At 59.5% G+C, this 25,747-nt stretch carries 25 protein-coding genes; 17 read left to right on the top strand and 8 right to left on the bottom strand.

Annotated features, from left to right (window positions below):
- Window positions 1–72: 72 nt before the first annotated feature.
- Both U862_RS0106165 and U862_RS0106160 read right to left on the bottom strand, forming a co-directional pair.
- On the bottom strand, window positions 73–1,218 hold the full coding sequence (locus tag U862_RS0106165) for a PQQ-dependent sugar dehydrogenase (protein ID WP_025109566.1): 1,146 nt from the start codon (window positions 1,216–1,218) through the stop codon (window positions 73–75).
- Window positions 1,219–1,270: 52 nt separating this feature from the next.
- Window positions 1,271–1,612, bottom strand: coding sequence for a hypothetical protein (locus U862_RS0106160; RefSeq protein ID WP_025109565.1), 342 nt, complete (start codon window positions 1,610–1,612; stop codon window positions 1,271–1,273).
- 189 nt (window positions 1,613–1,801) lie between these two features.
- On the opposite strand from U862_RS0106160, the gene U862_RS0106155 reads away from it, so the two are divergent.
- Window positions 1,802–2,674, top strand: coding sequence for a Ku protein (locus U862_RS0106155; RefSeq protein ID WP_025109564.1), 873 nt, complete (start codon window positions 1,802–1,804; stop codon window positions 2,672–2,674).
- Between the two features lie 154 nt (window positions 2,675–2,828).
- Here U862_RS0106155 and lpxO read toward each other — a convergent pair whose 3' ends face one another.
- Window positions 2,829–3,728 (bottom strand): lipid A hydroxylase LpxO, encoded by a 900-nt coding sequence (gene lpxO / locus U862_RS0106150; RefSeq protein WP_025109563.1) that lies wholly within the window; start codon window positions 3,726–3,728, stop codon window positions 2,829–2,831.
- A 391-nt stretch (window positions 3,729–4,119) separates the two neighbouring features.
- On the opposite strand from lpxO, the gene U862_RS0106145 reads away from it, so the two are divergent.
- Window positions 4,120–5,706 carry an ABC-F family ATPase gene (locus tag U862_RS0106145; protein ID WP_025109562.1) on the top strand — a complete coding sequence of 529 codons (1,587 nt, stop codon included), beginning with the start codon at window positions 4,120–4,122 and terminating at the stop codon, window positions 5,704–5,706.
- A 321-nt stretch (window positions 5,707–6,027) separates the two neighbouring features.
- Window positions 6,028–7,221, top strand: a complete 1,194-nt coding sequence (locus tag U862_RS0106140) for an MFS transporter (RefSeq protein WP_025109561.1) — start codon at window positions 6,028–6,030, stop codon at window positions 7,219–7,221.
- 121 nt (window positions 7,222–7,342) lie between these two features.
- Here U862_RS0106140 and U862_RS0106135 read toward each other — a convergent pair whose 3' ends face one another.
- Window positions 7,343–8,380, bottom strand: a complete 1,038-nt coding sequence (locus U862_RS0106135; RefSeq protein WP_025109560.1) for a dienelactone hydrolase — start codon at window positions 8,378–8,380, stop codon at window positions 7,343–7,345.
- A gap of 236 nt (window positions 8,381–8,616) precedes the next feature.
- Window positions 8,617–9,228 carry an FMN-dependent NADH-azoreductase gene (locus U862_RS0106130; protein WP_025109559.1) on the bottom strand — a complete coding sequence of 204 codons (612 nt, stop codon included), beginning with the start codon at window positions 9,226–9,228 and terminating at the stop codon, window positions 8,617–8,619.
- Between the two features lie 125 nt (window positions 9,229–9,353).
- Between U862_RS0106130 and U862_RS0106125 the strand changes: the two genes are divergently transcribed.
- Window positions 9,354–10,262: a LysR substrate-binding domain-containing protein gene (locus U862_RS0106125; RefSeq protein ID WP_025109558.1), complete on the top strand. Its 909-nt coding sequence runs from the start codon at window positions 9,354–9,356 to the stop codon at window positions 10,260–10,262.
- Window positions 10,259–10,618 carry an MmcQ/YjbR family DNA-binding protein gene (locus U862_RS0106120; protein ID WP_025109557.1) on the top strand — a complete coding sequence of 120 codons (360 nt, stop codon included), beginning with the start codon at window positions 10,259–10,261 and terminating at the stop codon, window positions 10,616–10,618. Before U862_RS0106125 ends, U862_RS0106120 begins: the two co-directional genes overlap by 4 nt.
- Before the next feature lie 114 nt (window positions 10,619–10,732).
- On the opposite strand, the gene U862_RS0106115 is transcribed toward U862_RS0106120, so the two are convergent.
- Together U862_RS0106115 and U862_RS0106110 are read right to left on the bottom strand one after the other, a co-directional pair.
- Complete coding sequence (locus tag U862_RS0106115; protein ID WP_025109556.1) at window positions 10,733–11,161, bottom strand: DUF1294 domain-containing protein; 429 nt, start codon at window positions 11,159–11,161, stop codon at window positions 10,733–10,735.
- Window positions 11,158–11,988, bottom strand: a complete 831-nt coding sequence (locus U862_RS0106110) for an undecaprenyl-diphosphate phosphatase (protein ID WP_025109555.1) — start codon at window positions 11,986–11,988, stop codon at window positions 11,158–11,160. The genes U862_RS0106115 and U862_RS0106110 overlap by 4 nt, the downstream gene beginning before the upstream one ends.
- Before the next feature lie 305 nt (window positions 11,989–12,293).
- Here U862_RS0106110 and U862_RS0106105 point away from each other — a divergent pair, with 305 nt between their 5' ends.
- The 9 genes from U862_RS0106105 (at window position 12,294) to U862_RS0106065 (ending at window position 20,537) form a co-directional block, all read left to right on the top strand.
- The gene (locus tag U862_RS0106105) at window positions 12,294–13,928 is read left to right on the top strand and encodes a methyl-accepting chemotaxis protein (protein WP_025109554.1); all 1,635 of its coding nucleotides are present in this window, start codon (window positions 12,294–12,296) and stop codon (window positions 13,926–13,928) included.
- A gap of 192 nt (window positions 13,929–14,120) precedes the next feature.
- A complete protein-coding gene (gene pnuC / locus U862_RS0106100) occupies window positions 14,121–14,684 on the top strand; it encodes a nicotinamide riboside transporter PnuC (RefSeq protein ID WP_025109553.1) in 564 nt (187 codons plus the stop codon).
- Entirely contained in the window at window positions 14,681–15,205 is a 525-nt protein-coding gene (locus U862_RS0106095; RefSeq protein ID WP_025109552.1) for an AAA family ATPase, read from the top strand. Before pnuC ends, U862_RS0106095 begins: the two co-directional genes overlap by 4 nt.
- 335 nt (window positions 15,206–15,540) lie before the next feature.
- On the top strand, window positions 15,541–15,990 hold the full coding sequence (locus U862_RS0106090) for a hypothetical protein (protein ID WP_025109551.1): 450 nt from the start codon (window positions 15,541–15,543) through the stop codon (window positions 15,988–15,990).
- A gap of 1 nt (window position 15,991) precedes the next feature.
- Window positions 15,992–16,564, top strand: coding sequence for a hypothetical protein (locus U862_RS0106085; RefSeq protein ID WP_025109550.1), 573 nt, complete (start codon window positions 15,992–15,994; stop codon window positions 16,562–16,564).
- A 71-nt stretch (window positions 16,565–16,635) separates the two neighbouring features.
- The gene (locus U862_RS0106080) at window positions 16,636–17,634 is read left to right on the top strand and encodes a hypothetical protein (protein WP_025109549.1); all 999 of its coding nucleotides are present in this window, start codon (window positions 16,636–16,638) and stop codon (window positions 17,632–17,634) included.
- A 63-nt stretch (window positions 17,635–17,697) separates the two neighbouring features.
- Window positions 17,698–18,378, top strand: a complete 681-nt coding sequence (locus tag U862_RS0106075; protein ID WP_025109548.1) for a C39 family peptidase — start codon at window positions 17,698–17,700, stop codon at window positions 18,376–18,378.
- A gap of 44 nt (window positions 18,379–18,422) precedes the next feature.
- Window positions 18,423–19,169: a hypothetical protein gene (locus U862_RS0106070; RefSeq protein WP_025109547.1), complete on the top strand. Its 747-nt coding sequence runs from the start codon at window positions 18,423–18,425 to the stop codon at window positions 19,167–19,169.
- Window positions 19,170–19,214: 45 nt separating this feature from the next.
- Window positions 19,215–20,537 (top strand): hypothetical protein, encoded by a 1,323-nt coding sequence (locus tag U862_RS0106065; RefSeq protein ID WP_025109546.1) that lies wholly within the window; start codon window positions 19,215–19,217, stop codon window positions 20,535–20,537.
- Window positions 20,538–20,639: 102 nt separating this feature from the next.
- On the opposite strand, the gene U862_RS0106060 is transcribed toward U862_RS0106065, so the two are convergent.
- On the bottom strand, window positions 20,640–21,965 hold the full coding sequence (locus U862_RS0106060; protein ID WP_025109545.1) for a sigma-54 dependent transcriptional regulator: 1,326 nt from the start codon (window positions 21,963–21,965) through the stop codon (window positions 20,640–20,642).
- Window positions 21,966–22,309: 344 nt separating this feature from the next.
- Between U862_RS0106060 and U862_RS0106055 the strand changes: the two genes are divergently transcribed.
- From U862_RS0106055 to nhaB, 3 genes are all read left to right on the top strand, one after another.
- Window positions 22,310–22,576, top strand: a complete 267-nt coding sequence (locus U862_RS0106055; protein ID WP_025109544.1) for a hypothetical protein — start codon at window positions 22,310–22,312, stop codon at window positions 22,574–22,576.
- A gap of 279 nt (window positions 22,577–22,855) precedes the next feature.
- Complete coding sequence (locus U862_RS0106050; RefSeq protein ID WP_025109543.1) at window positions 22,856–24,145, top strand: hypothetical protein; 1,290 nt, start codon at window positions 22,856–22,858, stop codon at window positions 24,143–24,145.
- A gap of 67 nt (window positions 24,146–24,212) precedes the next feature.
- Window positions 24,213–25,715: a sodium/proton antiporter NhaB gene (nhaB, locus tag U862_RS0106045; RefSeq protein WP_025109542.1), complete on the top strand. Its 1,503-nt coding sequence runs from the start codon at window positions 24,213–24,215 to the stop codon at window positions 25,713–25,715.
- Window positions 25,716–25,747: the final 32 nt, after the last annotated feature.

Genomic DNA, 25,747 nt, shown 5'->3' with positions numbered 1-25,747 from the left:
ACCAGGCCTGCCTCGCAGGCGAACGGGGGCAAGCCCCCTCACCACAGGATTATCCGCCTGCCAGGACGAGGGTTACTTCAGGCCGACCTTGTACAACGAGCCATTGTCCTCATCCGTCAGCACATACAGATAGCCATCCGGCCCCTGCCGCACATCACGAACTCGCTGCTTCAGATCGCCCAGCAAGCGTTCCTCGTGCACCACCTTGTCTCCTTCAAACTGCAACCGGATCAATTCCTGACTGACCAGCGCGCCGATAAACAGATTCTGCTGCCAAGGCTTGAAGCGATCGGCATCGTAGAACGCCATGCCGGTAACGCCGGGTGACTTCTCCCAGACATGGTGCGGATCAACGGCACCCTCGACACTCTTGCCCTTGGCTTCCGGAATCGGTTGCAGGGAGTAGTTGATGCCGTGGGTCGCCAGCGGCCAGCCGTAGTTCTTGCCGCGTTCGATGATGTTCACCTCATCGCCACCACGGGGACCGTGTTCGTTCTCCCAGAGTGTTCCATTCCATGGATTGAGCGCCGCGCCTTGCGGGTTGCGATGACCGTATGACCAGATTTCCGGACGCACGCCGGACTGCCCCACGAACGGGTTGTCATCCGGCACCTTGCCATCGGGGAAGATCCGCACCACCTTGCCCTGCAGTTTGTCGAGATCCTGCGCGGTAGGCCGGTCGTTGTTTTCGCCCAGGGTGATGAACAGGTAACCGTCGCGGTCGAACACCAGCCGTGAACCAAAGTGATTGCCGGTCGACAGTTTCGGCTCCTGACGGAAGATCACCTTGAAGTCGTTCAAGGTGCGCAGGTCATCCGAGAGCCGTCCACGGCCCACCGCCGTTCCGGCCTTGTCCCCGGCGCCACCGCCCTCGGCGTACGACAGGTAGACCAGCCGATCCTGCTTGAAGTCCGGCGACAACACCACATCGAGTAAACCACCCTGCCCCTTGGCCCAGACCTTGGGCACGCCGATGATAGGCTCCGAACGTTTGCCGTCGGCACCAATCACCCGTAGGGCGCCCGGACGCTCGGTTACCAGCATGCCTTGGCGATCTGGCAGAAACGCCAGTGCCCAGGGATGTTCGAGGCCCTGGGTAATGGTCGTGACCTCAAGGGTGCCCTGTTCGCTTTGCAGCTCTTTGGGGGCAATGGCGAACACCGGAGCGCTGACCAGCGCGCCGGCGCACAGCGTGGCTAGAAGGGTTTTACGCAACATGCACGATTCCTTTTGTTCGTCTGAAAGGCTTGCAGGCGCTCAGGCCTGGCGTTCAACGGTTGCTGTCTCCGTCTCGTGGAGGTGGATTGGGAATGAATTTCGGCGGCGTACTCGGTACTGAACGTTGCTGCTGGCCATTGCCGATGCCGCCGTTGCCGACCGTTGGCGTGCTCGGCACCGGCACCGTGCCTGGCCCGCGAATCACCGGCGCACTGGGCTGTGTGCCCTGCATGCTGTTGGGATTGGCCCGGCGGATCGGGCTGTTGTAGGGATTGTTGTTGGTGCCCGTGGGACTTTGCGCCAGCAACAGCGGCGCGGACGGTGCCCCGACATCAGCATGCGCCAGACCTGCCCCAAAAAGCAGAACGATGATGCCTAGCGGAATTCGGTTCATGGGTCAGCCTCACGATGCACAGGGGATAGAGCCTTCGAGTCCACGCTACGCCGCCGGTTCGGATTTGTTAACCCATGGCCTTTAAACAACATGTAACACGGCTTGACCAGAACCCTTGGGGTCCACGCAATCACTGGAAACTTTCGCCGCGCGCCGCAGGTCACCTGATCATCACTCGGAGAACTGACCATGGCTCGGGCAATCTGGAAAGGCGCGATCAGCTTCGGACTGGTGCACATCCCCGTCGCGCTGGTGTCGGCAACGTCCTCGCACGGTGTCGACTTCGACTGGCTGGACAGCCGCAGCATGGATCCTGTGGGCTATAAACGGGTCAACAAGGTGACCGGCAAGGAAGTCACCAAGGAGCACATCGTCAAAGGCGTGGCCTATGAAAAAGGTCGCTACGTGGTGCTCAGCGAGGAAGAAATCCGTTCGGCACATCCGGTATCGACCCAGACCATCGACATCTTTTCGTTCGTCGATGCCGAGCAGATCCCGCTACAGAACATCGACACGCCCTACTACCTCGCCCCGGACAAACGCGGCGGCAAGGTCTACGCGCTGCTGCGTGAAACCCTGAGTAAAACCAACAAGGTCGCCCTTGCCCGTGTCGTTCTGCACACCCGGCAATATCTGGCTGCACTGATGCCGCTGGAATCGGCGCTGGTGCTGGTCAAACTGCGCTGGCCGCAGGAAGTGCGCGGTCTGGATGAACTGGAACTGGGCAGCGAGGTGACCAAGCCGCAACTGGCCAAGGGCGAGCTGGATATGGCCAAGCGCCTGGTGCAGGACATGAGCGGAGACTGGAGTCCCGAGGACTACAAGGACGAATTCGAAGACAAGATCATGGCCCTGGTCGAGAAAAAGGCCCATGAAGGCAAGATCGAAGATGTCGAGACGGTGGGTGGCGAGGAAGAGCGCAAAACGGCGGATGTCATCGATTTGACCGAGTTGCTCAAACGCAGTCTGGGCGGCAAAGCGCCGGCCAAGACCGGGGCGAAAGCCAAGCCGGCCAGCAAGGCTGCACCGGCGAGAAAGACCAAAAAAGCTTCTGGGGAATAATCAGATGCGGTTCCTGTCAGGAAGTGGACAGGTTGGCTTTGAGAGACTCTTCGCGAGCAGGCTCGCTCGCACATTTGGAATGCATTTCTTTCTAAGGGAATGTAACCCTCAGGATTAATCATCCTCTCTGGAAGCTAGCCTGTTGGCGATGCGGTCAGATCAGAATGAAGATCGCCAGCAAACCGCCGAAGATCGCCCACTTTTCCATGTAATAGCGGGCGCGATTACGTTTTTTCAGCTCTTTGCCACGCAGGCGGACTTTGTAGATCCTGGTGAACAGCCGATTGATCCCGCCGGTACGGTCGCCCGCATCGTTTGGCGCACCGGCCGCCGACATCACGGTGCGGCTGAACCAAGCGTTGAACGCCGCCGCCCAGCGGTATTTCATCGGGCGCTCGATGTCGCAGAACAGGATGATGCGGTTCTTGTCGGTGGTGTTTTCGGCGTAGTGGATGTAGGTCTCATCGAACATCACCGCTTCGCCGTCGCGCCAGTGATAGCTCTCGCCGTCGACATTGATGTAGCAACCGGCGTCGTTCGGCGTGTCCAGCCCCAAGTGGTAGCGATAGGAGCCGGCATACGGGTCGCGGTGACGCACCAGTTTCGAACCCGGTGGCAGCTCGGCGAACATTGCAGCCTTGATCGACCCGATGCTCTGCACCAGCTCGGTGGTCCGCGGGCACAGCTTCATCGCCGACGGATGGCTCTCGCCGTACCACTTGAGGTAGAAACGTTTCCAGCCACTTTTGAAGAACGAGTTGAAACCGACGTCATCGTACTGATTCGAGCGCTTGATCTCACCGGCGCGCAGCAGATCCTGACCCTCCTGGCGAATTTCTTCCCAGTGCGCCTGCAACGGGCTCAGGTCCGGAAACTCCGATGGATCGAGGTACGGCTTGTTCGGCTTCTTCGAAAACAGGTAGAGGAAGCAGTTGATCGGAGCCAGAAACGTCGAGTGATCGCTCAGTTGACGGCCCAATTTGTGACGCACACGACCACGAAGGTGAACGTATGCAATCGAAATGACATAAATAGCGGCAATGATGAGTTTCACGGAAATCGTCACACGTCAAAAGTGAACAAACTGCGCGCCTGCCGGCCGGAGGCCCAGGGTCTGATGCAGTGGCATGAATACAAATACTGTCCCGGTGGCACTTCCTTGAGCCCATGCCGTTAGCGGCTCTTGGGTTATCGGATGGCATTTTAGCCATACTTTGTAACCAATGGTGAACCTCATCTGTGAAAAACTGTCCGCTGAATCTGCCAAACGGCAGTCGCGGCGTCATCGCCCTATCGTTTAAAGCGCCAGACCAGTACAATCGCCGCCAAACTTTACGCGCCCCCCTTGGTTGATGCCGGGACTCTCCCCGCCTCAGCGCACTTTGACTCGGGCCAAGCGCTCCGGCCGCACCCTCGCTACTCAGAATGCTTCGCAGGAAAAACTCTTGATTTCTACAGCTAACATCACGATGCAGTTCGGCGCCAAGCCGCTGTTCGAAAACGTTTCGGTCAAATTCGGCGCGGGCAACCGCTACGGTCTGATCGGCGCCAACGGTTGCGGCAAGTCGACCTTCATGAAAATCCTCGGCGGCGATCTCGATCCGTCCGGCGGTCAGGTCATGCTCGAGCCGAACGTGCGCCTGGGCAAGCTGCGTCAGGACCAGTTCGCCTACGAAGAATTCACCGTGATCGACACCGTGATCATGGGTCACGAAGAGCTGTGGAAGGTCAAGGCAGAACGCGACCGCATCTACTCGCTGGCGGAAATGTCGGAAGAAGACGGCATGGCCGTGGCCGAGCTGGAAACCGAGTTCGCCGAGATGGACGGCTACACCGCCGAATCCCGCGCCGGTGAGCTGCTGCTAGGCCTGGGTATCGGCATCGAGCAACATTTCGGCCCGATGAGCGAAGTTTCGCCAGGCTGGAAGCTGCGCGTATTGCTGGCTCAGGCACTGTTCTCCGATCCGGAAGTGCTGCTGCTCGACGAACCGACCAACCACCTGGACATCAACACTATTCGCTGGCTGGAAAACGTCCTGACCCAGCGTAACAGCCTGATGATCATCATCTCTCACGACCGTCACTTCCTGAACAGCGTGTGCACACACATGGCTGACCTGGATTACGGCGAGCTGCGTCTGTTCCCGGGCAACTACGACGAGTACATGACCGTGGCGACCCAGTCCCGCGAGCAACTGCTGTCGGACAACGCCAAGAAGAAAGCGCAGATTTCCGAGCTGCAATCGTTCGTCAGCCGCTTCTCGGCCAACGCCTCGAAAGCCAAGCAGGCCACTTCCCGTGCCAAGGCGATCGACAAGATCCAGCTGGCCGAGGTCAAGCCTTCCAGCCGTGTCAGCCCGTTCATCCGTTTCGAGCAGAACAAAAAGCTGCACCGTCAGGCCGTCATGGTCGAAAAGATGGCCAAAGGTTTCGACGGCAAGCCACTGTTCAAAGACTTCAGCTTCCAGGTTGAAGCTGGCGAGCGCGTGGCGATCATCGGCCCGAACGGTATCGGCAAGACCACCCTGCTGCGCACGCTGGTCAACGAACTGACGCCGGATGCCGGTAGCGTCAAGTGGACCGACGCCGCCGAACTGGGCTACTACGCTCAGGATCACGCTCACGACTTCGAAGACGACGTGACGCTGTTCGACTGGATGGGTCAGTGGACGCAGGGTGAGCAGATGATTCGCGGTACTTTGGGCCGCATGCTGTTCTCCAACGACGAGATCCTCAAGTCGGTCAAAGTGATTTCCGGTGGTGAGCAAGGTCGCATGCTGTTCGGCAAGCTGATCCTGCAGAAGCCGAACGTGTTGATCATGGACGAACCGACCAACCACTTGGACATGGAATCGATCGAGGCGCTGAACCTGGCGCTGGAAAACTACCCGGGCACGCTGATTTTCGTCAGCCACGACCGTGAGTTCGTATCGTCCCTGGCCACGCGCATCATCGAGCTGAGCCCGGATGGTGTGACTGACTTCAGCGGCACCTACGATGACTACCTGCGTAGTCAGGGTGTTGTTTTCTAAAGGTCGCTACACACCTTTAGCTGCAAGCTGGCATTGAAAAGCCCTGTCTGTGTGACGGGGCTTTTTGCATTTCAGGGGCGAACGATTTGTCGGTGCGACTGCCTTCGCGAGCAAGCCCGCTCCCACAGGGGACCGCATTCCAAATGTGGGAGCGAGCTTGCTCCCACAGGGGGCCGCATTCCAAATGTGGGAGCGGGCTTGCTCGCGAAGAGGCCCTCGAATACACCGCCAGCGCCAGGAAAAATAGTTAGCCTGCTTCCTTTTATTCCAGCGCCAAGCCATGATGCCGGCTCTCCTACCGCCGCCCGCGAACGAGCCCTCATGTCTGCGCAGCAACAGCCCCCGCAAAGCTCCATGGCGATCACCCTGCAGATCGTTTCCATCGTTTTCTATACCTTTGTTGCCTTCTTGTGCATCGGCCTGCCGATTGCCGTGTTGCCCGGCTATGTGCACGAACAACTGGGGTTCAGCGCGATCATTGCGGGACTGGTGATCGGCTCACAGTACCTGGCCACCCTGCTCAGCCGACCAATGGCCGGGCGCATGTCGGACACCATCGGCACCAAACGCGCGATTGTTTACGGGTTGTCGGGGATCGTGCTCAGTGGGCTGCTGACGCTGCTGTCGACGCTGCTGCAGGACTTCCCGTTGCCGAGTCTGCTGATTCTGATCGCCGGTCGGCTGTTGCTCGGAGTCGCGCAGGGCTTGATCGGGGTCGGCACCATCAGTTGGTGCATGGGCCAACTTGGCGCCGAACACACGGCGAGGTCGATCGGCTGGAACGGTATTGCTTCCTATGGCGCGATTGCGATCGGCGCGCCATTGGGTGTGATGATGGTTGCCGATTACGGTTTTGCCAGTCTCGGCGTCGCTCTGTCGGTATTGGCGGCGGGCGCTCTGGTGCTGATCCGCAATAAACCCTCGGTGCCGGTGGTCCGCGGCGAGCGGCTGCCTTTTTGGGCGGTGTTCGGGCGCATTGCACCGTTTGGCGCCATTCTGAGCCTGGCATCCATCGGCTACGGCACGCTGACCACCTTCATCACCCTCTATTACCTCAATCGGGGCTGGAGCGGCGCCGCGTACTGCCTGACGGTGTTTGGCGTGTGCTTCATCCTCTCGCGGTTGCTGTTCATTTCAGCCATCAGCCGCTTTGGCGGGTTCAACTCAGCCATCGCCTGCATGACCATTGAAACCGTCGGCCTGGTGCTGTTGTGGCTGGCGCCGTCCACCGCGTTCGCGTTGCTCGGTGCGGGATTGGCCGGTTTCGGCCTGTCGCTGGTGTATCCGGCGCTGGGGGTTGAGGCGATCAAGCAGGTACCCAATTCCAGCCGGGGTTCGGGGCTGGGGGCGTATGCGGTGTTCTTCGATCTGGCGCTCGCGATTGCCGGGCCGCTGATGGGCGCGGTGGCGTTGAACCTGGGGTATTCGTGGATTTTCTTCAGCGCGGCGCTGTTGTCGGTGATCGGGCTGGGATTGACCTTGTTGCTCAAGCGCCGGGCAAGTTTTCAAGACTGAAATACATTGTCCCTTTTGGGAGCGGGCTTGCTCGCGAAAGCGGTGTATCAGTCACCTGATGCACTGACTGACACGGCGCTTTCGCGAGCAAGCCCGCTCCCACAGGGGGGAATTGAGTCGTTCACTGATCGGCGGTCTGCATCCCCGCCCGGCTCGGTTTGCCAAGCGTACGCGAAAAGAACTGTCCGGCTTCGGAAATCAGGTTGCGATGGATGTCTTCGCGATCCACACCGTCGGCGTCGGTACACAGCGCCGGCATGGCGCGGATCTGCTCTTCGTTGCACGGTGCCATGAACACGAAGTGCCCTGCCCCGGCAAGCAATTTGAAGTCCGGCGCAGTCGGCAGCTTGCGCGCCAGCGCCGCAGCATTCTTGTCGAAGGCCACCAGTTTGTCGCCATCGCCGCTGTACAGCAGCACCGGCACATGCACATCCGCCAGGGTGTGACGACCGAACTTCAGGCTCAGCGGTGCCATCAGCAACAACGCATGCACGCGCGGATCGGCTACGGGCTGCAAGTCATCCCGATCGACGATCAGCTCGCCCTGGGTGTTGCAGGCATCGCGGTCGTCCGGGCGTTCCTGGCAGTAACGGCGCAGACGATCCAGGTCCGGCTGCGCGCCGGAAAGGATCAACGCGGTCTCACCGCCGGCCGAATAACCGATCACTCCGACCTGATCGGCGTTGACGAACGGCGACAGCATCGGGTCGCCGAGGGTGGCGGTGATCGCTTCGGAAATCTGGATCGGCCGTCCATACAGATTGCTCAGGGTGCCGAGCCGGCTGTGATCCTTGGAGTTGTCGCCGGGATGAATCACCGCCACCACCACAAAGCCCTTGCGTGCCAGCGAAGTGGCGAGGTCATGCAGCGCGATGGGGGTGCCGGTGTTGCCGTGGGACAACATCAGCATCGGGAAGCGGCCAATGGCGACCTTGGTGTCGGCGCCGGCCTCGACGGTGTAGCCCTCAAGCAGGCTGGTGTGTTCGCGGTCGCTGGAGGGATAAAAGGCGATGGCGCGCATCGGCTGCAGATCCAGAGGATCGAGGAACGTCATCTCGTGATATCCGACGCTCCAGACAGGGTGACGCCCGGGCGCGGCATGCACTGAACCGAGGCTGCCGAGCAGGCAAATCAGTAACGTTGCACAAAGACGCATCATCGGATGGCCCACCCTGTGTTACTCAATCGAAAGATCCTTCGTGTTTCGACGCCCGAAACCCCGTGGTTCGGTGATCCGGCGCGGCGTTGCACTCAGACGTTGATCGTTTGACTGCATAACCCGGGCCAGATTATGCAACAGCCAGAAACAAAAAACTCCGCATCTGGCCCTTGCAGAACCAGAATACAGAGTTTTTTGAGAGGCTACCTGAACGGCAGCTGGTCTTTACGCAATGCTTACGCAGCAGCGAACAGTTGCTCGCTGATCTTCGCCTGAGCAGCGCTCATCGCGTTGTTGCGCACTTCATCACCGTAAGCCAGGCCTTCGGCACGCACGATTTCGATGTCGGTGATGCCGAGGAAGCCCAGAACCAGCTTCAGGTACTCTTCGTGAGCGATGCCGCTCGCCTGACCGGCGTGGATGCCGCCGGAGGTAGAGACGATGACCACTTTCTTGCCACCGCACAGACCTTCAGGCCCGGCTTCGGTGTAGCGGAAAGTCTGGCCGGCAACGGCCACGCGGTCGATCCAGGCTTTGAGCTGGGTCGGTACGGTGAAGTTGTACATCGGTGCGGCGATAACGACGGCATCAGCAGCGATGAATTCAGCCAGGGTCGAAGCGCTCAGTTCAGCTTCATGCTGTTGTGCGGCGTTGCGCAGTTCAGCAGTGGTGCCGGCGGCGACCAGGGTGGTCGACGAGAAGTGGCTGATGGCGTCGGCGGCCAGGTCGCGATAGGTCACGACGGCGGCAGGCTCGGCGGCTTGCCAGGCTTTGACGACTTGACTGCTCAACTGACGGGAAGCCGAGTTGTCGCCCAGAATGCTCGAATCGATGTGCAGCAGTTTCATGTGGAATCTCCTGGAAAGAATCGCCGGCGGCGACGGAATGGAGACAATCCTACGGAAGAAACCAATAGCTGATTAGCCGCCGACAATGCGATAGTTCGTCCCACTGATAGAACGGTGGACTTTTCATGCAGGATCTTAACGATCTCTACTATTTCGCCAAGGTGGTCGAGGCCGGTGGCTTCGCGGCGGCCGGGCGTTTGCTGGGCATTCCCAAATCACGCTTGTCACGGCGCATTGCCGAACTCGAAGAGCGTCTGGGCGCCCGCCTGCTGCAACGCACCACCCGTCAACTGAACCTGACCGCTGTCGGTGAGCGTTACCTGCGCCACTGTCAGGCGATGTTGCTCGAAGCGGAAATGGCCGACGAAGCGGTCGCGAGCATGTCGAGCGAGCCGCGCGGCCGCTTGCGTGTGTCGTGCCCGACCGGCCTGGCGCGAGAAATGTTGCCATGGGTGATCAGCGAATTCCTCGGCAAATTCCCTCAGGTGCAACTGGAGGTGGTGCTGCTCAATCGCCGGGTGGATCTGGTCGCTGAAGGGTTCGACGTGGCACTGCGCGTGCGGGAACTCGGCGATGAAGATCCGTTGCTGGTAACCCGCCGTCTGCGCCAGGCGCAAATGGTCGTGGTGGCCAGCCCGACATTTGTCGAAGGCAAAACAATCAGCCACCCGCAGGACCTGAAGAACCTGCCGGTGCTCGGCGCGCTGGAAGCCGACCGTATGGTGCACGTACGCTTGCTCGATCAACAGGGCAACAGTGTCGAACTGAACATGGAAGCGCGGCTGGGCATCGATGACTTCATCGTACGCAAGGCCTGTGTGCTGGCCGGCCAGGGCTTTACCCTGCTGCCGATGATGTATTGCGAAGCCGATCTCGAAAGTGGCGCGCTGGTGCAATTGCTGCCCGAGTGGTCGTTGCCTGGCGGCTGGTTGCAGGCGGTGTATCCGCATCGGCGCGGGGTGATGCCGGCGGTGCGGGCGTGGATCGACCATCTGGTCGAATCGTTCAATGCGTGTGGGGAGCGACTGTTATGACCAAGGGAAAAATGAACGAAGCGGATGTCGCCGCCTTCTGCCTGGCCTTGCCGGGCGCGCAGGAGGATTACAAATGGGGGGGCGTGCGGGTGTTTTCGATCGCCGGCAACAAGATGTTCGCCTTGCAGGGGCTGCGCGGGGATTCGTTGGCATTCAAGGTCGACAAGGATCTGTTTCTCGGCCATTGCGACCGCCCGGGCATTCATCCGGCGCCTTATCTGGCGCGGGCGCAGTGGATCATCATGCATCCGCCCTACCCGCTGAGCGCCGAGGAGCTGCAAGGATTGCTGACGCGATCGCATCAGTTGGTGGCGAGCAAGCTGCCGAAGAAAACCCAGGTTGGATTACTGCTTTGACACCATCTCTGTAGGAGTGAGCCTGCTCGCGATGGCGTCGTATCTGTCAAAGAGATGTCGACTGATACACCGCTATCGCGAGCAGGCTCACTCCTGCAGGGGATTTGTGGTGCTTTAGAACAGTGAAAGCAGGTTCGAGCCGATAAACAGCTGATCGATCCAGAACACCTGGTGCAATGCCACGATCGCCCAGAACAGAATCTGAAATGACACCTTGCGCGTCTTGTGCCGGAACACCTGTTGGGCGATCAACGCGCCGGGCCAGCCGCCCGCCAGTTCCAGTGCGTGCAGGATGTTCTCCGGGGTGCGCCAGGCATCGGCGCGCGCCTTGCGTTTGTCCGTCCAGTACATGAAGAACGTCAAGACGCTGACCACACCGTAGGCGGTCAGTGGCACCAGCGAGATCCCGCGCAGCCACATCGACAGCGAGCCGAATGCCGGCAATGCGCAGACGATCAGCAACACCGCCAGTTTCAGTTTCAAATGCTGAATGCCGCCACCGGACGGGCGTCCGTCCGGGCGACGCGCGCGTGAATCACTCATGCCTTGGCCGCCGACCAGTCCACCCAGCCGAACTGCCAGGTCGCCAGAATCACCAGTCCGAAGACAATCCGGTACCAGGCGAACGCTGCGTAGCTGTGGCTGGCAATGAACTTGAGCAGACCGCGCACGGCGATCATCGCGAAGATGAACGCGGTGATGAAACCGATGGCGAACACCGGGAAGTCTGCCGGCACGAACAGATGACGATATTTGTAACCGGAATACACCGCCGCACCGACCATGGTCGGCATGGCCAGGAAGAACGAGAACTCGGTCGCAGTCTTGCGCGACAGGCCGAACAGCAGACCACCGATGATCGTCGAGCCGGAGCGCGAGGTGCCAGGAATCATCGCCAGGCACTGGGCGAACCCGACTTTCAGCGCGTCCTTCCAGGTGATCTCGTCCACGGTTTCGGCATGTACCTCATGCTGCCGGCGTTCGGCCCACAACATGATCACCCCGCCGATTACCAGCGCGGTCGCAACGGTGATCGGGTTGAACAGGTATTGGTGGATCAGATCGGCAAATATCACCCCCAACACCACTGCCGGCAGAAAGGCGATCAGCAGATTGGCAGTGAAGCGCCGCGCACTCGGCTGGGTCGGCAAGCCCATCACCACGTCGAGAATCTTGCGACGAAATTCCCAGACCACCGCCAGGATCGCGCCGAGCTGGATGATGATGTTGAACGCCATGGCCCGTTCGCCGCCGAAGTCGAGCAGGTCGGCAACAATGATCTGGTGTCCGGTACTGGAAATGGGCAAAAACTCCGTCAGCCCCTCTACAACTCCAAGAATCAGTGCCTGCAAGGCGGTCCAAAGATCCATCAATCCCCCAAAGAGCGATGCACGCCGGCATGCCCCGATAATATTTTTCTAACGTTCACTGCGTTCAGCGTAGCTGTTTGTTGCTGTACCGATTCCGCGCGCACAGGATCCACACGAAACGGTCAAAATTCCGTGAAATATCAACTTGGATTCAGGTTTTCATGCGCGGGGCCGAAATCCTAACAGACAAGCCTTAATAGTGCTGCGGCGTTATACGACTTGGGTCGCGTATGCCCGACCACCGAAACGTGGTTGGATGCTGGCGTTGATTTATTACAAGAAAAAGAAATCGGAGTGACAGCGTTATGAACAGCTTGCGCAGTGTGTCGATCAGCCGACGCTTGTGGCTCATCTTGGTTGTGGCCGTGGTCATGCTGTTGACCTTGGGTGTGTTGATGCTCAAGCAGATCCACGATGACCTGTACCACGCCAAGGCGCAGAAAACCCAGCATGTGGTGCAGACCGCCAGCGGCCTGCTGACCTACTACCACGACCTGGAAACCACCGGCACCCTCACCCGCGACGCCGCGCAAAAGCAGGCGCTGACCGCCATCCGTGGCTTGCGCTACGACCAGAGCGACTACTTCTGGATCAACGACCTCACACCGGTGATGGTCATGCACCCGACCAATCCCAAGCTTGAGGGCCAGAACCTCTCGGCGATCCGCGATCCGGACGGTTTCGCGGTGTTCAACGAAATGGTTGCGATCGCCAAAAGCCAGGGCGCAGGCATGGTCGATTACCGTTGGCCCAAGCCCGGCGCCAGCGAGCCGGTGGCGAAGACCTCCTACGTCAAACTGTTCGAACCGTGGGGCTGGGTGCTCGGGTCCGGCGTCTATATCGATGATGTGCAGAGCGAGTTTCGCGGCCAGGTGATCAAGGCGACGGTGATCGGTCTGGCGATTGCCGTGATCATGGCCCTGCTGGTGATTTTGATTGCCCGCAGTATCGTGCGCCCGCTGCAGGAAACCGTGAACGCCATGGCCAACATCGCCAGCGGCGAAAGCGACCTGACCCGCAGCCTCGACACTCACGGCCAGGACGAAGTCACGCAACTGGCCCATCACTTCAATGCCTTTACCGCCAAATTGCGCCGGGTCATCGGTGACTTGCAGGTCTCGGCCAGCGCACTGGGCCAGTCGTCCAGCGAACTGGGCAACGATGCCACCCAGGCCCAGCAACGCAGCCAGCAGCAATCGCAGCAGATGGAGCTGGTGGCGACCGCGATCAATGAAGTGACCTACGGCGTGCAGGATGTAGCGAAGAATGCCGAGCACGCCGCCGCTGAAATGCGCGATGCCGAAGCTCAGGCGCAACAGGGCCAGATCAACATCGACGGCAGCCTGCAACAGATCGACAAGTTGTCCGGAACCATTGATCAGGCGGTCGAAGTGATTCGCACGCTGGCGGCGGAAAGCACGCAGATCGGCAGTGTGCTGGAAGTGATTCGTTCGATTGCCGAGCAAACCAACCTGCTGGCGCTCAACGCAGCCATCGAAGCGGCGCGCGCCGGTGAACAGGGTCGGGGTTTTGCGGTGGTGGCCGACGAGGTTCGCCTGTTGGCACAGCGCACGCAAAAGTCGACGGCGGAAATCCAGACCATGATCGAACGCCTGCAGAATCACTCCGAAGCGGCGGTCAAGGTCATCGGCGACAGCAGCAAGGCTTCGCAACTGACCATCGAACAGGCCGGCCTCGCGGGCGCCAGCCTGAATGCCATCGGCCAGGCGCTGCGCAATCTCAACGGCCTGAACGCCTCGATTGCCAGCGCCACGCTGCAACAGGCGCATGTGGTCGAGGACATCAACCAGAACGTCACCCAGGCGGCCGGCCTGTCCCACAGCACGGCGCTGGCGGCGGAGCAGTCGAGTGCAGCGAGCGTCAAGCTTGGGCAGTTGAGTGAGCAGTTGAACCAGTTGTTGCGCCAGTTCCGCGTCTAAGCCATAACCTGTGGGAGCGAGCCTGCTCGCGAAGGCGTCGTGTCAGTCAATCTCAATGTGGCTGTACACCGCTTTCGCGAGCAGGCTCGCTCCCACTGGGTTAATCGGTTCCGTAAAAATCGGTAACAGGCTCGTTCCAACAGGTTTTTGGGTACAATCCGCTCCCTCCTCAACTCCCTCCAAGGAAGCCACATGTCCGGGCTTGAACTGTTTGCCGCCGCCCTCGGCGTGATCGCCGTCTGGCTGACGGTCAAACAGAATCCGTGGTGCTGGCCGATCGGCCTGGTCATGGTGTTGCTGTACAGCTGGATCTTCTATGACGTGAAGCTGTATTCGGACATGTTGCTGCAAGTGATCTACGCCGCACTGCAAGTTTACGGCTGGTGGCAATGGACCCGTGCCGGAACAATGCACGACGGGCGCGACGTCACGCGTCTGGACCGGCACTCGATCCTGCTCGGCCTGAGCGCGGGCGCCCTCGGCAGTCTGCTGCTCGGCGCGGCCATGGCGCACTGGACCGACGCCGCACAGCCGTGGCTCGATGCCGCACTGACGGCGTTCAGCCTCGTCGCGCAATTGTGGATGGCGCAGAAGCGCCTGCAATGCTGGGCGCTGTGGTTCGTGCTGGACGTGATTTTCGTCGGTCTGTTTCTTTATAAGGGGCTTTACCTCACCGCCGCGCTGTATGCCCTGTTCACCCTGATTGCGCTGCAAGGCTGGCGTGAATGGCGCGCCGATCCGGCGTTGCAGCCATGAAGGTCGTGGTCCTGACCGGCCCGGAGTCCACGGGCAAGAGCTGGCTGGCGGCCGGCCTTCAGGCACACTTTGGTGGTTTGCGGGTGGATGAATACGTGCGCTGGTTCATCGAACAGAATCCGCGCGATACCTGCCTCAACGACATCCCCGACATCGCCCGTGGGCAGTTGCAGTGGGAAGATCAGGCCCGGGCGCAGCGCCCCGAACTACTGATTCTCGACACCCACCTGCTGAGCAATATCCTCTGGAGCCAGACTCTGTTTGGCGCCTGCCCGGCATGGCTGGAACCCGAACTGCTGGCGCGGCATTACGACCTGCACCTGGTGTTGTCGCCGGAGCAGATCGACTGGACCGACGATGGCCAGCGTTGCCAACCGCAACTCAGCGAGCGCATGGCGTTCTTTCAAGCCACCCGCGACTGGCTTGAACAGCATGGGCAAACGCTGCAGATCATTCAGGGCAACTGGGATGAGCGCCGCGCGCAGGCTTTCGAGGCGGTCGCTGATTTATTGGCTGATTGACCCGGCGAACAGCCCCTCTCGGGGCACAAGTGTCCATTCCTGAAACACCCACTCCAGCGCAAAGCAGCCATTTCAATGGCCTTCATCGTTTTGTCAGAATATCTGTTACGCGCGTGAAACAGTCCCCGGCAAACCCTTGTTCCAGAGCTTTGCGCCGACATTGACCGGGTGGTTGCCTGCCTGACTGTTTCAGCGCTGAAACAGCTTGTGTATCAGCGCCACACGGCTCATCGCCAACCCGTTGAAAATCAACAACAACTCAAAACCGGCACAGCTTTCGCTCTCTCCTTCCCAACGCTGACAAGAGCCAGCCCACTGAAGAAGGAATTGCCGCCGTGGGGAACTTCAATAAAGGCCTGACCTGCCTTCTGCTGATCGGATCAGCAGCCAGCACATTCATCAGTTTCAACGTTCAGGCCGAAGGCAATGGCGTGATCGTTCTCAACCGCGACGTCCAGCCCATTCCCATCGGACGCAGCGGTGGCAAAGACCCCTACCCGACCACGGTCAATGCCAATCCTTCCGATCGAATCAATCAAGCGATGAACAGCACCGAACTCAATGACGGTGACTTCGCCAGTGTAGCCAGCGGCTCCTCGATCCGCAGCAACATCATCACACCGAACTCGGACATGCCCGGCATGAACGTTCTGACCAACCCTAACGGCCTGCCAGGCATGAGTGCCGGTCACGGTGGCGGGGGTGGCGGCACGATCTCCAACACGATCAATCGCTCGTTGAGCACCGGTCTGGCACCGCTGACCCGCATGGCTGGAGGCCAATGAAATGAATCGTTCCCTTCTGCTGCTTGCCCTCTTCGGCTGCGCCAGTGTGATGGCCGATCCCAGTTCAGTGAACAACGCAGACATTCAGGACACCGGTGTGCAGTACCGCGGCAACTTCAACGTCAACCAGGCAGCCGGCGACCAGATGCAACAGACCAATACCAAGGCAATCGCTATCGGCACCAACGCCAGCGCCTCAACCATCGTCAGGCAAAAGCTCGATACACCTGCCAATCCGTCGATGAACGCCAGCGCCACCATTGGCGGTAACTCTTTCAGTAATGGCAACGGAATCCTGGGCGTGAACCAGGGCGCCGGGGCCAACAACCAGATGGCCAACGTGACGCGCGTCAGCATCAGTGCTGCCCCGCAAAGCGTTGACGACAGCGCCCTGTCGCAACAGAACGTGGCGCTTTTACCGAGCTCAGGAGCAACTGGCACCTCACCCGGCAGTCGCCAGGTCACGACAAGTGATCAGGCCTTCACCGGCAGCCGAGGGGTGATTCAGGTGAACCAGAGTGCCGGGGTGGGGAACCGTATGGCTAACACCCTGAGCATCCGGGTCGCTGACTGACCCAAACAAGAAGCAGTGCAATTAGAAAGTACCAACACTTAACCAACTAATAAGCACGACGGAGAAACACCATGAAAACTACAATGGCTCTCAAACCACTGGTTTTCGCTCTTGCAGCAGTAATGGCAATGGCGGCTCAAGCAGGCGGCAACGATCATGGTAACAATGGTGGTCACGGTCACAACCCTCCTCCACCAAAAGGTCCAACCCTGGAAGAGCTGCTGCAAATCGGCGCAGGTGCCGGTGCCGCAGTGCTCGACGTGCAAAACAACGGCGGTAATACCGTCCTGAACCAGGGCACCCAGAACAACGCCGGCATCAGTGGCTCGCTCAACGGCGCCAACGGCAACATCGGTGCAAACAACGTGGCCGGCGACGGCAACCAACAAGACAACGCCGCTGCTCTGGCAACCGCTGACGAAAGCTTCATCTTCGGCTCTGCGGTGTCTGCTTCCAGCGCTACTCAGGTGAACAGCAACAACACCGTTGGCAACTACTCCAGCACTAACAACGCCGCTATGAACAACGTCGGCAACAGTGGCTCGGGTAACATCGGCGTGAACAACGCTGCCGGCAACTTCAACCAACAGAAAAACAACCTGGCAATCGCCGTGTCCGGTGGTCGTGTAGCGCAAGCTGCAGCAGCGGCCAACCAAAGCACTACCGGTCTGCAAGTCGGCAACAACGGCACTCAGACCTTCAAGAAAGACACCCTCACTGGCACTGTCGCCGCCGTCGGCGTATTCGGCGCCGTGGGCGAAGCGACCATCAAAGGTGACAGCCACAGCGGTGGCGGCTACGGCAATGACGACAAAGGCCATGGCGGCAATGGCGGCAGCAAAGATCAGAAAGCTACCTTCGAAGCTGTGGGTGCCTTCGGTCTGGCTGGTGTAACCACTCAACAAGTGCTGACTCCAGACGGCTGGAAAAACCCTGTCACCAACACTGCCAGCATGACCAACGTAGGCAACAACTGGTCGGGTAACGGTGGCTTCAACAACGCCTCCGGTGTTGGCAACCAACAAAGCAACTCGCTGTCCATCGCTGCAGGTTGCAAAGCCTGCATGTAATCGCGATCGAAACGAAAGCCCCGGAAACGGGGCTTTTCCTCAGTCCGCAAAGGCGTATCGATCATGCGTAAGACTGCCTTTATCGCCCTGCTTTGCCTGTCCGGCCTGACCCAGGCTGCCCAGATGCCCGTCGCTGCCCTGCCCGGCGGCGTACTCGTCTACAAGAACGTGCAAAGCATCCGTGAACGCAAGTTTGCCGACATCGTCGAACAGAAAACCGATTTCAGCTGCGGCGCTGCCGCACTGGCCACGGTACTGCGCCAGGCCTATTGGCTCGACGTCGATGAGGAGCACATCATCAAAGGCATGCTGGTCAACGCTGACCAGGACCTTGTTCGCACTCAAGGTTTTTCCATGCTGGACATGAAGCGCTACATAGAAAGCATCGGCATGCGCGCCAGGGGTTACAAGATTCCGCCGGAGAAGCTCGACGCAGTCACGATCCCGGTGGTGGTACTGATGGAAATTCGCGGCTACAAGCATTTCGTGGTGCTGCAGCGTTCGGACAAGGATTGGGTTTACATCGGAGACCCGGTTCTAGGCCACAAACGCTACTCCCATGATGACTTTGTCAAAGGCTGGAACGGCATTGTCTTCGCCATCGTCGGCCCCGGATACGACAAAACCAATGCACTACGCAGTCCTCCGGCACCGCTGACCGCCAAGAACAAGCTCGATACTTTCAACCCTGTCAAAGATGCTGAATTGATGGACTTCGGTTTCATACAGAGCGACTTCTTTTAATCGCCGATTATAAAGAATGGGACTGGATGTCCCGGGAGCAGCAGATGAAAACCTCATACTGGCTGGCCGCCGCCTGCCTGGCAGCGAGCGCGTCAGGCTATGCCAATGCAGGGTTCAAACCTATCGAAATCCAGGACCAGGAGCTCGCCGAGCTACGCGGTCGTTATGTCATGCCGGGGCGGATCATCAGCTTCGGCATTGTCATGAGCAGTACCTGGCGCAATGCCAGCGGTGATCTGATCGGGGCTGCGACTTCGATGCAGATTCAGGCCGCCACCATCAAACCGGAATTCTATGTCTCGACCATCAAGCAACAGGGCAATGGCAGCACCCCGACTCCGGGCACTGGCAATGTCATCGGTGGTTCGGGGCTCGACAGCAGCCAGGGCGTGACCCAAAGCGTACGCGCCGCCGGCGACGGCAACACCGCCAACAACAATGTGGCGATCAATGTTCAGGAAGCCAATACCCCTCCTCCTCTGGTACCTGCACAAGGTCAGGCACTGATGGCCGGGCAGACGATCGGAGCCAGCAATGCCGCCGGCAGCGTCGCCGTTTCGGCCACCAGCAGTGGCGTGCAGATGGCTATTCAAGCCTCGGGGAATCAAGGCACGGCCCTGCAACAAGTCGCCCAGGGCGGCCTGCTGCAGAACACTCGCCTGCTGGGCAGCGCCAATGTGGTCAACAATATGACCCAACTCAATGTTGTGCTTAACAATAACGGCATCAGCCCCGGCGCACTGGACTGCAACCTGACTCAACTCAGGGCACTACGCAATATCGGATATTGAACTACGCTGAGTCTCGATCATTGGGCTTAAAGGGACGGCTTATTCATGTATCGATCAGTATCACTGCGTGCCGCTGTATGTTTGAGTACTCTTCTACCCGCAGCCATGCTGCAAGCGGCACCGGACGCCGACGTAGAAGCCCTGAAACAGGAGCTTCTGGAGCTGAAGCAACGCTACGATGTACAACAAAAAGCCCTGGCGGTGCTCGAACAACGGGTCCGCCAGGTCGAAGACCAACCGGCGGCCCCGCAACCCAAGCGTCTGGCCAAGTCGCCAGCCGACATGAAAGGCAATCCAAAAGTCGCCACCACCACCGGGGCTCCCGGCGTTGGCGCGGCAGCAGCGTCGGGGGGCGCAGCCGGGGGCAGTGGTGCTTCCTACGGGCAATCACTGGCCGACGATTCGCAACCGGCGCAGAGTGTGTCCAACCTCTATGATGAAGCCAGCGGCTTCTTCGGTGGCGGTAAATTCAGCTTCGAAACCGGCGTGACCTACTCGCGTTACGACACACGCCAACTGATCCTCAACGGCTTCCTGGCCCTGGACTCGATCTTCCTGGGCAACATCAACCTCGACCGGATCAAGGCCGACACCTGGACGCTGGACCTGACCGGCCGCTACAACTTCGACAACCGCTGGCAGTTCGACGTCAACGTGCCGGTGGTTTACCGCGATTCGACCTACCAGTCCGGCGGCGGCAATGGCGGTGCGTCCAACGTGACCACGGAACAGGACGTATCACGTGATCCGACCATCGGCGACGTCAACTTCGGCATCGCGTACAAGTTCCTCGACGAGTCGGTCAACACCCCGGATGCCGTAGTCACCCTGCGGGTCAAGGCGCCCACCGGCAAGGACCCGTTCGGGATCAAGCTGCGTCAGACCGACGCCAACTCCAACCTGTTCGTGCCTGACACCTTGCCCACCGGTAACGGCGTCTGGTCGATTACCCCCGGCATCTCGCTGGTCAAGACGTTCGACCCGGCTGTGCTGTTCGGCAGCTTGTCCTACACCCACAATCTGGAAGAGTCGTTTGACGACATCAGTTCGACCGTCAACCAGACCACCCCGGGCAAGGTCCGTATCGGTGACAGCTTCCAGATCGGCGCCGGTATTGCGTTCGCTCTGAACGAAAAGATGAGTATGTCGTTCTCGGTGTCCGATCTGGTGCAACGCAAGAGCAAGCTCAAACCTGATGGCCAGGATTGGCAATCGGTGGTGTCCAGTGACGCCAACGCCGGTTACTTCAACGTCGGCATGACCATTGCCGCCACGGATAACCTGACCATCGTGCCCAACCTGTCGATCGGCATGACCGACGACGCCCCGGACTTCTCCTTCAGCTTGAAATTCCCGTACTACTTCTGACGCATGAAAGCCCCGCCGATGCGGGGCTTTCATGCAAAAAGAACGCCGTGGTCGCAGCGCCTGCCGCTTCACTGCACAGGCGCCGCACCCACGGCGTTCTTTTTAGCGGATCTGATGTTTGTGCAGCAGGCGATAAAACGTCGGCCGCGACACCCCCAGCACCTTTGCCGCCACACTGAGATTGTCGCTGTGCCGGTTCAACACGTCGCACAGCGCCTGGCGTTCGGCGCGGGTCTTGTAGTCTTCGAGCGTGCCCATGGGCGTGGTCATCGAATGCTGGCTGATCAATCCCAGATCACGGGCCTCGATCTGCCGTCCCTCCGCCAGTACCAGCCCCCTTCGCACGCGGTTGGCCAGCTCGCGAACGTTGCCCGGCCAATCGTGTTTGCCCATGGCGATCAACGCGTCTTCACTGAAGCTGCGTGGACGGCGACCGGTCTCGTGGCTGTAGAAGTGGGAAAAATGGTTGGCCAGCATCGACAGATCACCGTGGCGTTCGCGCAACGGTGCGGTCACCACTTGCAGCACATTGAGCCGGTAATACAGGTCTTCGCGAAAACGCTTTTTCTCGATGGCCGCTTCAAGGTCGACGTGGGTGGCTGCCAGGACGCGCACATCAACCGGGATCGGCTGACTGCCGCCGACGCGTTCAATGTGTTTTTCCTGAAGAAACCGCAGCAGGTTGGCCTGCAACTCCAGCGGCAGATCGCCGATTTCATCCAGGAACAGCGTGCCACCATTGGCCGCCTCGATACGCCCGACCTTGCGCTGATGCGCACCGGTAAAGGCGCCTTTCTCGTGGCCGAACAGTTCGGACTGGATCAAGTGCTCGGGAATCGCCCCGCAATTGATCGCCACAAACGGCTTGCTGTGGCGCTGGGACTGGCGATGCAAGGTGCGGGCGACCAGTTCTTTACCGGTGCCGCTTTCACCACGAATCAGGACCGGCGACTCGGTCGGCGCCAGTTTGCTCAACAACTTGCGCAGCTCGCGAATCGGCTTGCTGTCGCCGAGCAACTCATGCTCAGGCTGATCGATGTGAATCGTCCCCTGCCCGCGCAAGCGCGCCATGCCAAACGCCCGGCCAAGCGTGACCTGGACCCGTGAGACATCGAACGGCAAAGTATGGAAATCGAAAAACCATTCGCAGACGAAGTCGCCGACGTTCTGCAGCCGTAGAACTTCCTGATTCAGCACCGCGATCCACTCGGTGCCGCTGCGGCTGATCAGTTCCTTGACCGCTTCGGGGCGTTCGAGGTGAAAAGGCTGCAGTCGCAGCAGTCCGACATCGCATGTCCGATCGGCGGCGTTTTCCAGGGTACAACTGTCGACATCCCAGCCCACGGCACGCAAACCGGGTAACAGGCGATGACAGTCGTCACAGGGGTCGACTACCAATAAACGTCGTAACGCTGGCACTTCGATCATGACTGTTCCTTGGCGCCAAATTTAAGGAAATTATTGTAAAAACAGTCATTTGGCAGACCCGACTGTAACATTAGCAAGAAATTGACAGGGCCTTGTATCGATTGCTTATAGATGTACAAGCTAACGAGTTATAAGAAGCAAGTTTATTAGTCAGCTATCGAGTTGAATCTTTCAATCAGCTTTCAAAAACGGGCTGCTGCCTGAGCATAAGCAATAAAGTTGAAATTTCTTTGTGTCATGTGTGACCTGCCACGGGGTTGCGTGCATCAGTACAAGTAACCAGCCGAACGGTCAGCCCAACCGACGGCACATCACTTGATTGGGCACGACAGAGAGAAGACCCCATGACCGCCCCGCTCCGTATCAACGAAGCTCTTTTGATTGCCAACCACGCATTTAAACCCTTCCAGTGCGTGGCCTGGGCCCCACAAGACGGCAACGGCGAACTGAACCTGACCGTCATCGACCGTACCAACTCGCACATCGGCCGCAAGCAGATTCCGAGCAGCGCCTACTCCGATCCGGCGCAACTGGAGCAACTGCTGCAACAGGCACGCGCCGAACTGAGCGAAGAAGGTTACCTGCTGCAATCGTGGTCGATGCCTGACTGACAAGAGGGCAATGCGGATGACGTTGGCGTCATCCGCCCTCTGCATCTTTAGTTATCCGTTACTTTTTATCTTCGGTACTTTTGTACAACTTCTTTTAAAGCGTCAGGCGCCATTGCTTGTCACGCTTTCATTTGGTTCAAAAAGACACTGTTCTGGCACAGTGCGACCCTCCACCTGTTAGTTATGTCAGTTGTACTTCGATGTATTCAGGGATTGAATGTTTCGCTCATGCAGTTACCCGCCCTATCGGGCCTGGTCAACTCGCAAGGAGAGGCATGCATGACCACCGAGAACGCCTTTGCGCTCCCGACACCACTGAATGACGCCGGGCAACTCGACAGACATTTTGCCCACTCCGGCATTGCTCAAGTGTATTTCGCTGACAGCGTATCCAGCATGACCCAGGGTTTGGCCGTGGACCCGCAAGGTCGGGTGCTGGTGGCCGCCAAGGTCGGCACTGCCGATGGCAGCCGTTTCGGGCTCGCGCGGATGCTTGCCGACGGTTCTGCCGACCTGGGCTTCGGTGTTCAAGGCAGCGTGATCGGCGAATTCGCTCCCGGTTTCGAAGCCATGGGCGCAAAAGTGCAGGTACTGGCGGACGGGCGAATCCTGCTGGCCGGCTTGCACTATGAAAATGCTCATCGCACCTTGCCCGCCCTCGCCCTGTTCAACACTGACGGTTCACCTGACACTTCGTTTGGCGACAACGGCCGACAAGTCGTGCGCCTGCCGGGCGATTTGTCCATCGGTTCGCGCGATATCTGGCTACCGCCCGGTATATCCGGTGCAGAAGCCTGCGACATTGCCGTTCAGGACGACGGGCACATTCTGCTGATCGCCAATCACCACTTCGAACTGGCCGACCATGCCGGCATGCTGATCCGCCTTACGCCCAACGGCGCGCTCGACGCAAGCTTCAATGGTCGCGGCTTTGTGATGATTCGCCATCTGTTGCTCAATACCTGGCTCAGCAGCCTTCTGCTGCAGAAGGATGGGCGCGTCGTTGTCGCCGGCTCCATTGATTTCCCTCAGGAGGGCCTGGTTGCGCGCTATCTGCCTGACGGGCGCCTGGACGAGCGCTTTGCGGTAGACGGTTTCCTCGCCTTCAAGGCTCACGGGCAAAGCGCGATGGTCAGCCAGATCATCGAATCAATGGAGCATCTGCACTGCTTTGGCAGCAGTCGCGATCCGATCCGCTGCCTGGCGTTGAGCCTGCACCCCAACGGGCGCCCGGAACTGCGCAACAACGCGGGCCACCCGCATCTGCTGGAAATCGGCCCCAGTGGCTGCCAGTGGAGCGCTGCACAGTGCATGGCCGACGGACGGATTATCGCAGTGGGCGCGACGATTGGCGGTATCGAGGCGGATTTCATCGTGGCGCGCTATTTGCCCGACGGGCAACTCGACGCACAGTTCGGCAACGGCCACGGTTGGCTGCGCACGCGCCTGGGACGTAGCCTGGATACCGCCAACTCATTGGCGTTGCAGGCGGACGGACATATTCTGGTCGGCGGCTATTCACTGGACGGCAACTACCGGGCCATGGTCGCGCGTTATCTGAATCAGTAATACCCAAGACTTGAACTTGCCTGGCACTTGCGGCAACTTGCGCGCTTCTTAATACAAGGAGCAACCGATGTCCGGTTCACTGGCCCAGGCGTTCGCGCACAATTTCCTCGGGCACTCGCCCCGCTGGTACAAGGCGTGCCTCGTCGGGTTCCTGATCCTCAATGCCGTGGTGCTGTTCACGGTTGGCCCGGTCGCCGCCGGCTGGCTGCTGGTGATCGAATTCATTTTCACCTTGGCGATGGCCCTCAAGTGCTATCCGTTGATGCCCGGTGGCTTGTTGTTGATCGAAGCCCTGCTGCTGAAGATGACCACCCCGCAAGCCCTCTACGATGAGCTGGTGCACAACTTCCCGGTGATCCTGCTGCTGATGTTCATGGTCGCGGGCATCTACTTCATGAAGGACCTGCTGCTGTTTCTGTTCTCACGGCTCTTGCTGGGCGTGCGCTCCAAGGCGATTCTGGCGCTGATGTTCTGCTTTCTGTCGGCATTTCTGTCGGCGTTTCTCGATGCCTTGACCGTGACGGCGGTGATCATCAGCGCGGCCGTCGGCTTCTATTCGGTCTACCACCGGGTGGCCTCGGGCAACGATCCGCGTCAGGACAGCGAGTTCAGCGACGACCAGCACCTGCCGGCCCTGCACCATGATGATCTGGAACAGTTTCGTGCTTTCCTGCGCAGCTTGCTGATGCACGGCGCAGTCGGCACCGCACTTGGCGGGGTTTGCACCCTGGTGGGCGAGCCGCAGAACCTGTTGATCGGCCATGAAATGGGCTGGCACTTCGGCGAGTTCTTCCAGAAAGTCGCGCCGGTCTCGCTGCCGGTGCTGGTAGCGGGTCTGGTGACCTGCGTGTTGCTGGAAAAACTGCGCTGGTTTGGCTACGGCACTCTGCTGCCGGACAACGTGCGCGCCGTGCTGGCCAACTTCGCCGCTGAAGACAATGCCGAACGCACACCGCGTCAACGTGCCGCCCTGCTGGTGCAAGGTGCTGCGGCGTTGATTCTGATTGGCTGTCTGGCGTTTCACGTTGCTGAAGTGGGCTTGATCGGCCTGATGGTGATCGTGTTGATCACTGCCTTCACCGGCATTACCGACGAACACCGCCTGGGCAATGCGTTTCGCGACGCCATGCCGTTCACTGCGTTGCTGGTGGTGTTTTTTGCCGTGGTCGCGGTGATTCACGATCAACAACTGTTTGCCCCGCTGATCCAGTGGGTGCTCGCGCTGCCAGCGGATCAACAACCGGGCATGCTGTTCATTGCCAACGGCCTGCTCTCGGCAATCAGCGACAACGTGTTCGTCGCCACGATCTACATCACCGAAGTGAAACAGGCCTTCCTCTCCGGACACATGAGCCGCGAGCATTTCGAAACTCTGGCGATCGCGATCAACACCGGCACCAACCTGCCAAGCGTGGCGACCCCGAATGGTCAGGCGGCGTTCCTGTTCCTGCTGACCTCGGCGATTGCGCCGCTGGTGCGCCTGTCATACGGCCGGATGGTGTGGATGGCGTTGCCATACACCGTGGTGATGGGGCTGCTGGGCTGGTACGCGGTGAGCTACTGGCTCTGACAACACCCGCTTAAACTGTAGGAGTGAGCCTG

This window comes from Pseudomonas sp. H1h, assembly GCF_000633255.1.
Taxonomy (GTDB): Bacteria; Pseudomonadota; Gammaproteobacteria; order Pseudomonadales; family Pseudomonadaceae; genus Aquipseudomonas.
Note: the sequence above shows the minus strand (reverse complement) of the source record. Positions and strands in the feature narration are given on the sequence as shown.

What these genes read in the sequence shown, in the direction of transcription:
- U862_RS0106110 (WP_025109555.1), bottom strand. Translation starts at nt 11,988, where the DNA reads ATGGATCTTTGGACCGCCTTGCAGGCACTGATTCTTGGAGTTGTAGAG.
- U862_RS0106105 (WP_025109554.1), top strand. Translation starts at nt 12,294, where the DNA reads ATGAACAGCTTGCGCAGTGTGTCGATCAGCCGACGCTTGTGGCTCATC.
- U862_RS0106140 (WP_025109561.1), top strand. Translation starts at nt 6,028, where the DNA reads ATGTCTGCGCAGCAACAGCCCCCGCAAAGCTCCATGGCGATCACCCTG.
- U862_RS0106050 (WP_025109543.1), top strand. Translation starts at nt 22,856, where the DNA reads ATGACCACCGAGAACGCCTTTGCGCTCCCGACACCACTGAATGACGCC.
- U862_RS0106130 (WP_025109559.1), bottom strand. Translation starts at nt 9,228, where the DNA reads ATGAAACTGCTGCACATCGATTCGAGCATTCTGGGCGACAACTCGGCT.
- U862_RS0106060 (WP_025109545.1), bottom strand. Translation starts at nt 21,965, where the DNA reads ATGATCGAAGTGCCAGCGTTACGACGTTTATTGGTAGTCGACCCCTGT.
- U862_RS0106095 (WP_025109552.1), top strand. Translation starts at nt 14,681, where the DNA reads ATGAAGGTCGTGGTCCTGACCGGCCCGGAGTCCACGGGCAAGAGCTGG.
- pnuC (WP_025109553.1), top strand. Translation starts at nt 14,121, where the DNA reads ATGTCCGGGCTTGAACTGTTTGCCGCCGCCCTCGGCGTGATCGCCGTC.
- U862_RS0106135 (WP_025109560.1), bottom strand. Translation starts at nt 8,380, where the DNA reads ATGATGCGTCTTTGTGCAACGTTACTGATTTGCCTGCTCGGCAGCCTC.
- U862_RS0106065 (WP_025109546.1), top strand. Translation starts at nt 19,215, where the DNA reads ATGTATCGATCAGTATCACTGCGTGCCGCTGTATGTTTGAGTACTCTT.
- U862_RS0106155 (WP_025109564.1), top strand. Translation starts at nt 1,802, where the DNA reads ATGGCTCGGGCAATCTGGAAAGGCGCGATCAGCTTCGGACTGGTGCAC.
- U862_RS0106075 (WP_025109548.1), top strand. Translation starts at nt 17,698, where the DNA reads ATGCGTAAGACTGCCTTTATCGCCCTGCTTTGCCTGTCCGGCCTGACC.
- U862_RS0106055 (WP_025109544.1), top strand. Translation starts at nt 22,310, where the DNA reads ATGACCGCCCCGCTCCGTATCAACGAAGCTCTTTTGATTGCCAACCAC.
- U862_RS0106120 (WP_025109557.1), top strand. Translation starts at nt 10,259, where the DNA reads ATGACCAAGGGAAAAATGAACGAAGCGGATGTCGCCGCCTTCTGCCTG.
- U862_RS0106115 (WP_025109556.1), bottom strand. Translation starts at nt 11,161, where the DNA reads ATGAGTGATTCACGCGCGCGTCGCCCGGACGGACGCCCGTCCGGTGGC.
- U862_RS0106085 (WP_025109550.1), top strand. Translation starts at nt 15,992, where the DNA reads ATGAATCGTTCCCTTCTGCTGCTTGCCCTCTTCGGCTGCGCCAGTGTG.
- U862_RS0106125 (WP_025109558.1), top strand. Translation starts at nt 9,354, where the DNA reads ATGCAGGATCTTAACGATCTCTACTATTTCGCCAAGGTGGTCGAGGCC.
- U862_RS0106165 (WP_025109566.1), bottom strand. Translation starts at nt 1,218, where the DNA reads ATGTTGCGTAAAACCCTTCTAGCCACGCTGTGCGCCGGCGCGCTGGTC.
- U862_RS0106160 (WP_025109565.1), bottom strand. Translation starts at nt 1,612, where the DNA reads ATGAACCGAATTCCGCTAGGCATCATCGTTCTGCTTTTTGGGGCAGGT.
- U862_RS0106080 (WP_025109549.1), top strand. Translation starts at nt 16,636, where the DNA reads ATGAAAACTACAATGGCTCTCAAACCACTGGTTTTCGCTCTTGCAGCA.
- nhaB (WP_025109542.1), top strand. Translation starts at nt 24,213, where the DNA reads ATGTCCGGTTCACTGGCCCAGGCGTTCGCGCACAATTTCCTCGGGCAC.
- U862_RS0106070 (WP_025109547.1), top strand. Translation starts at nt 18,423, where the DNA reads ATGAAAACCTCATACTGGCTGGCCGCCGCCTGCCTGGCAGCGAGCGCG.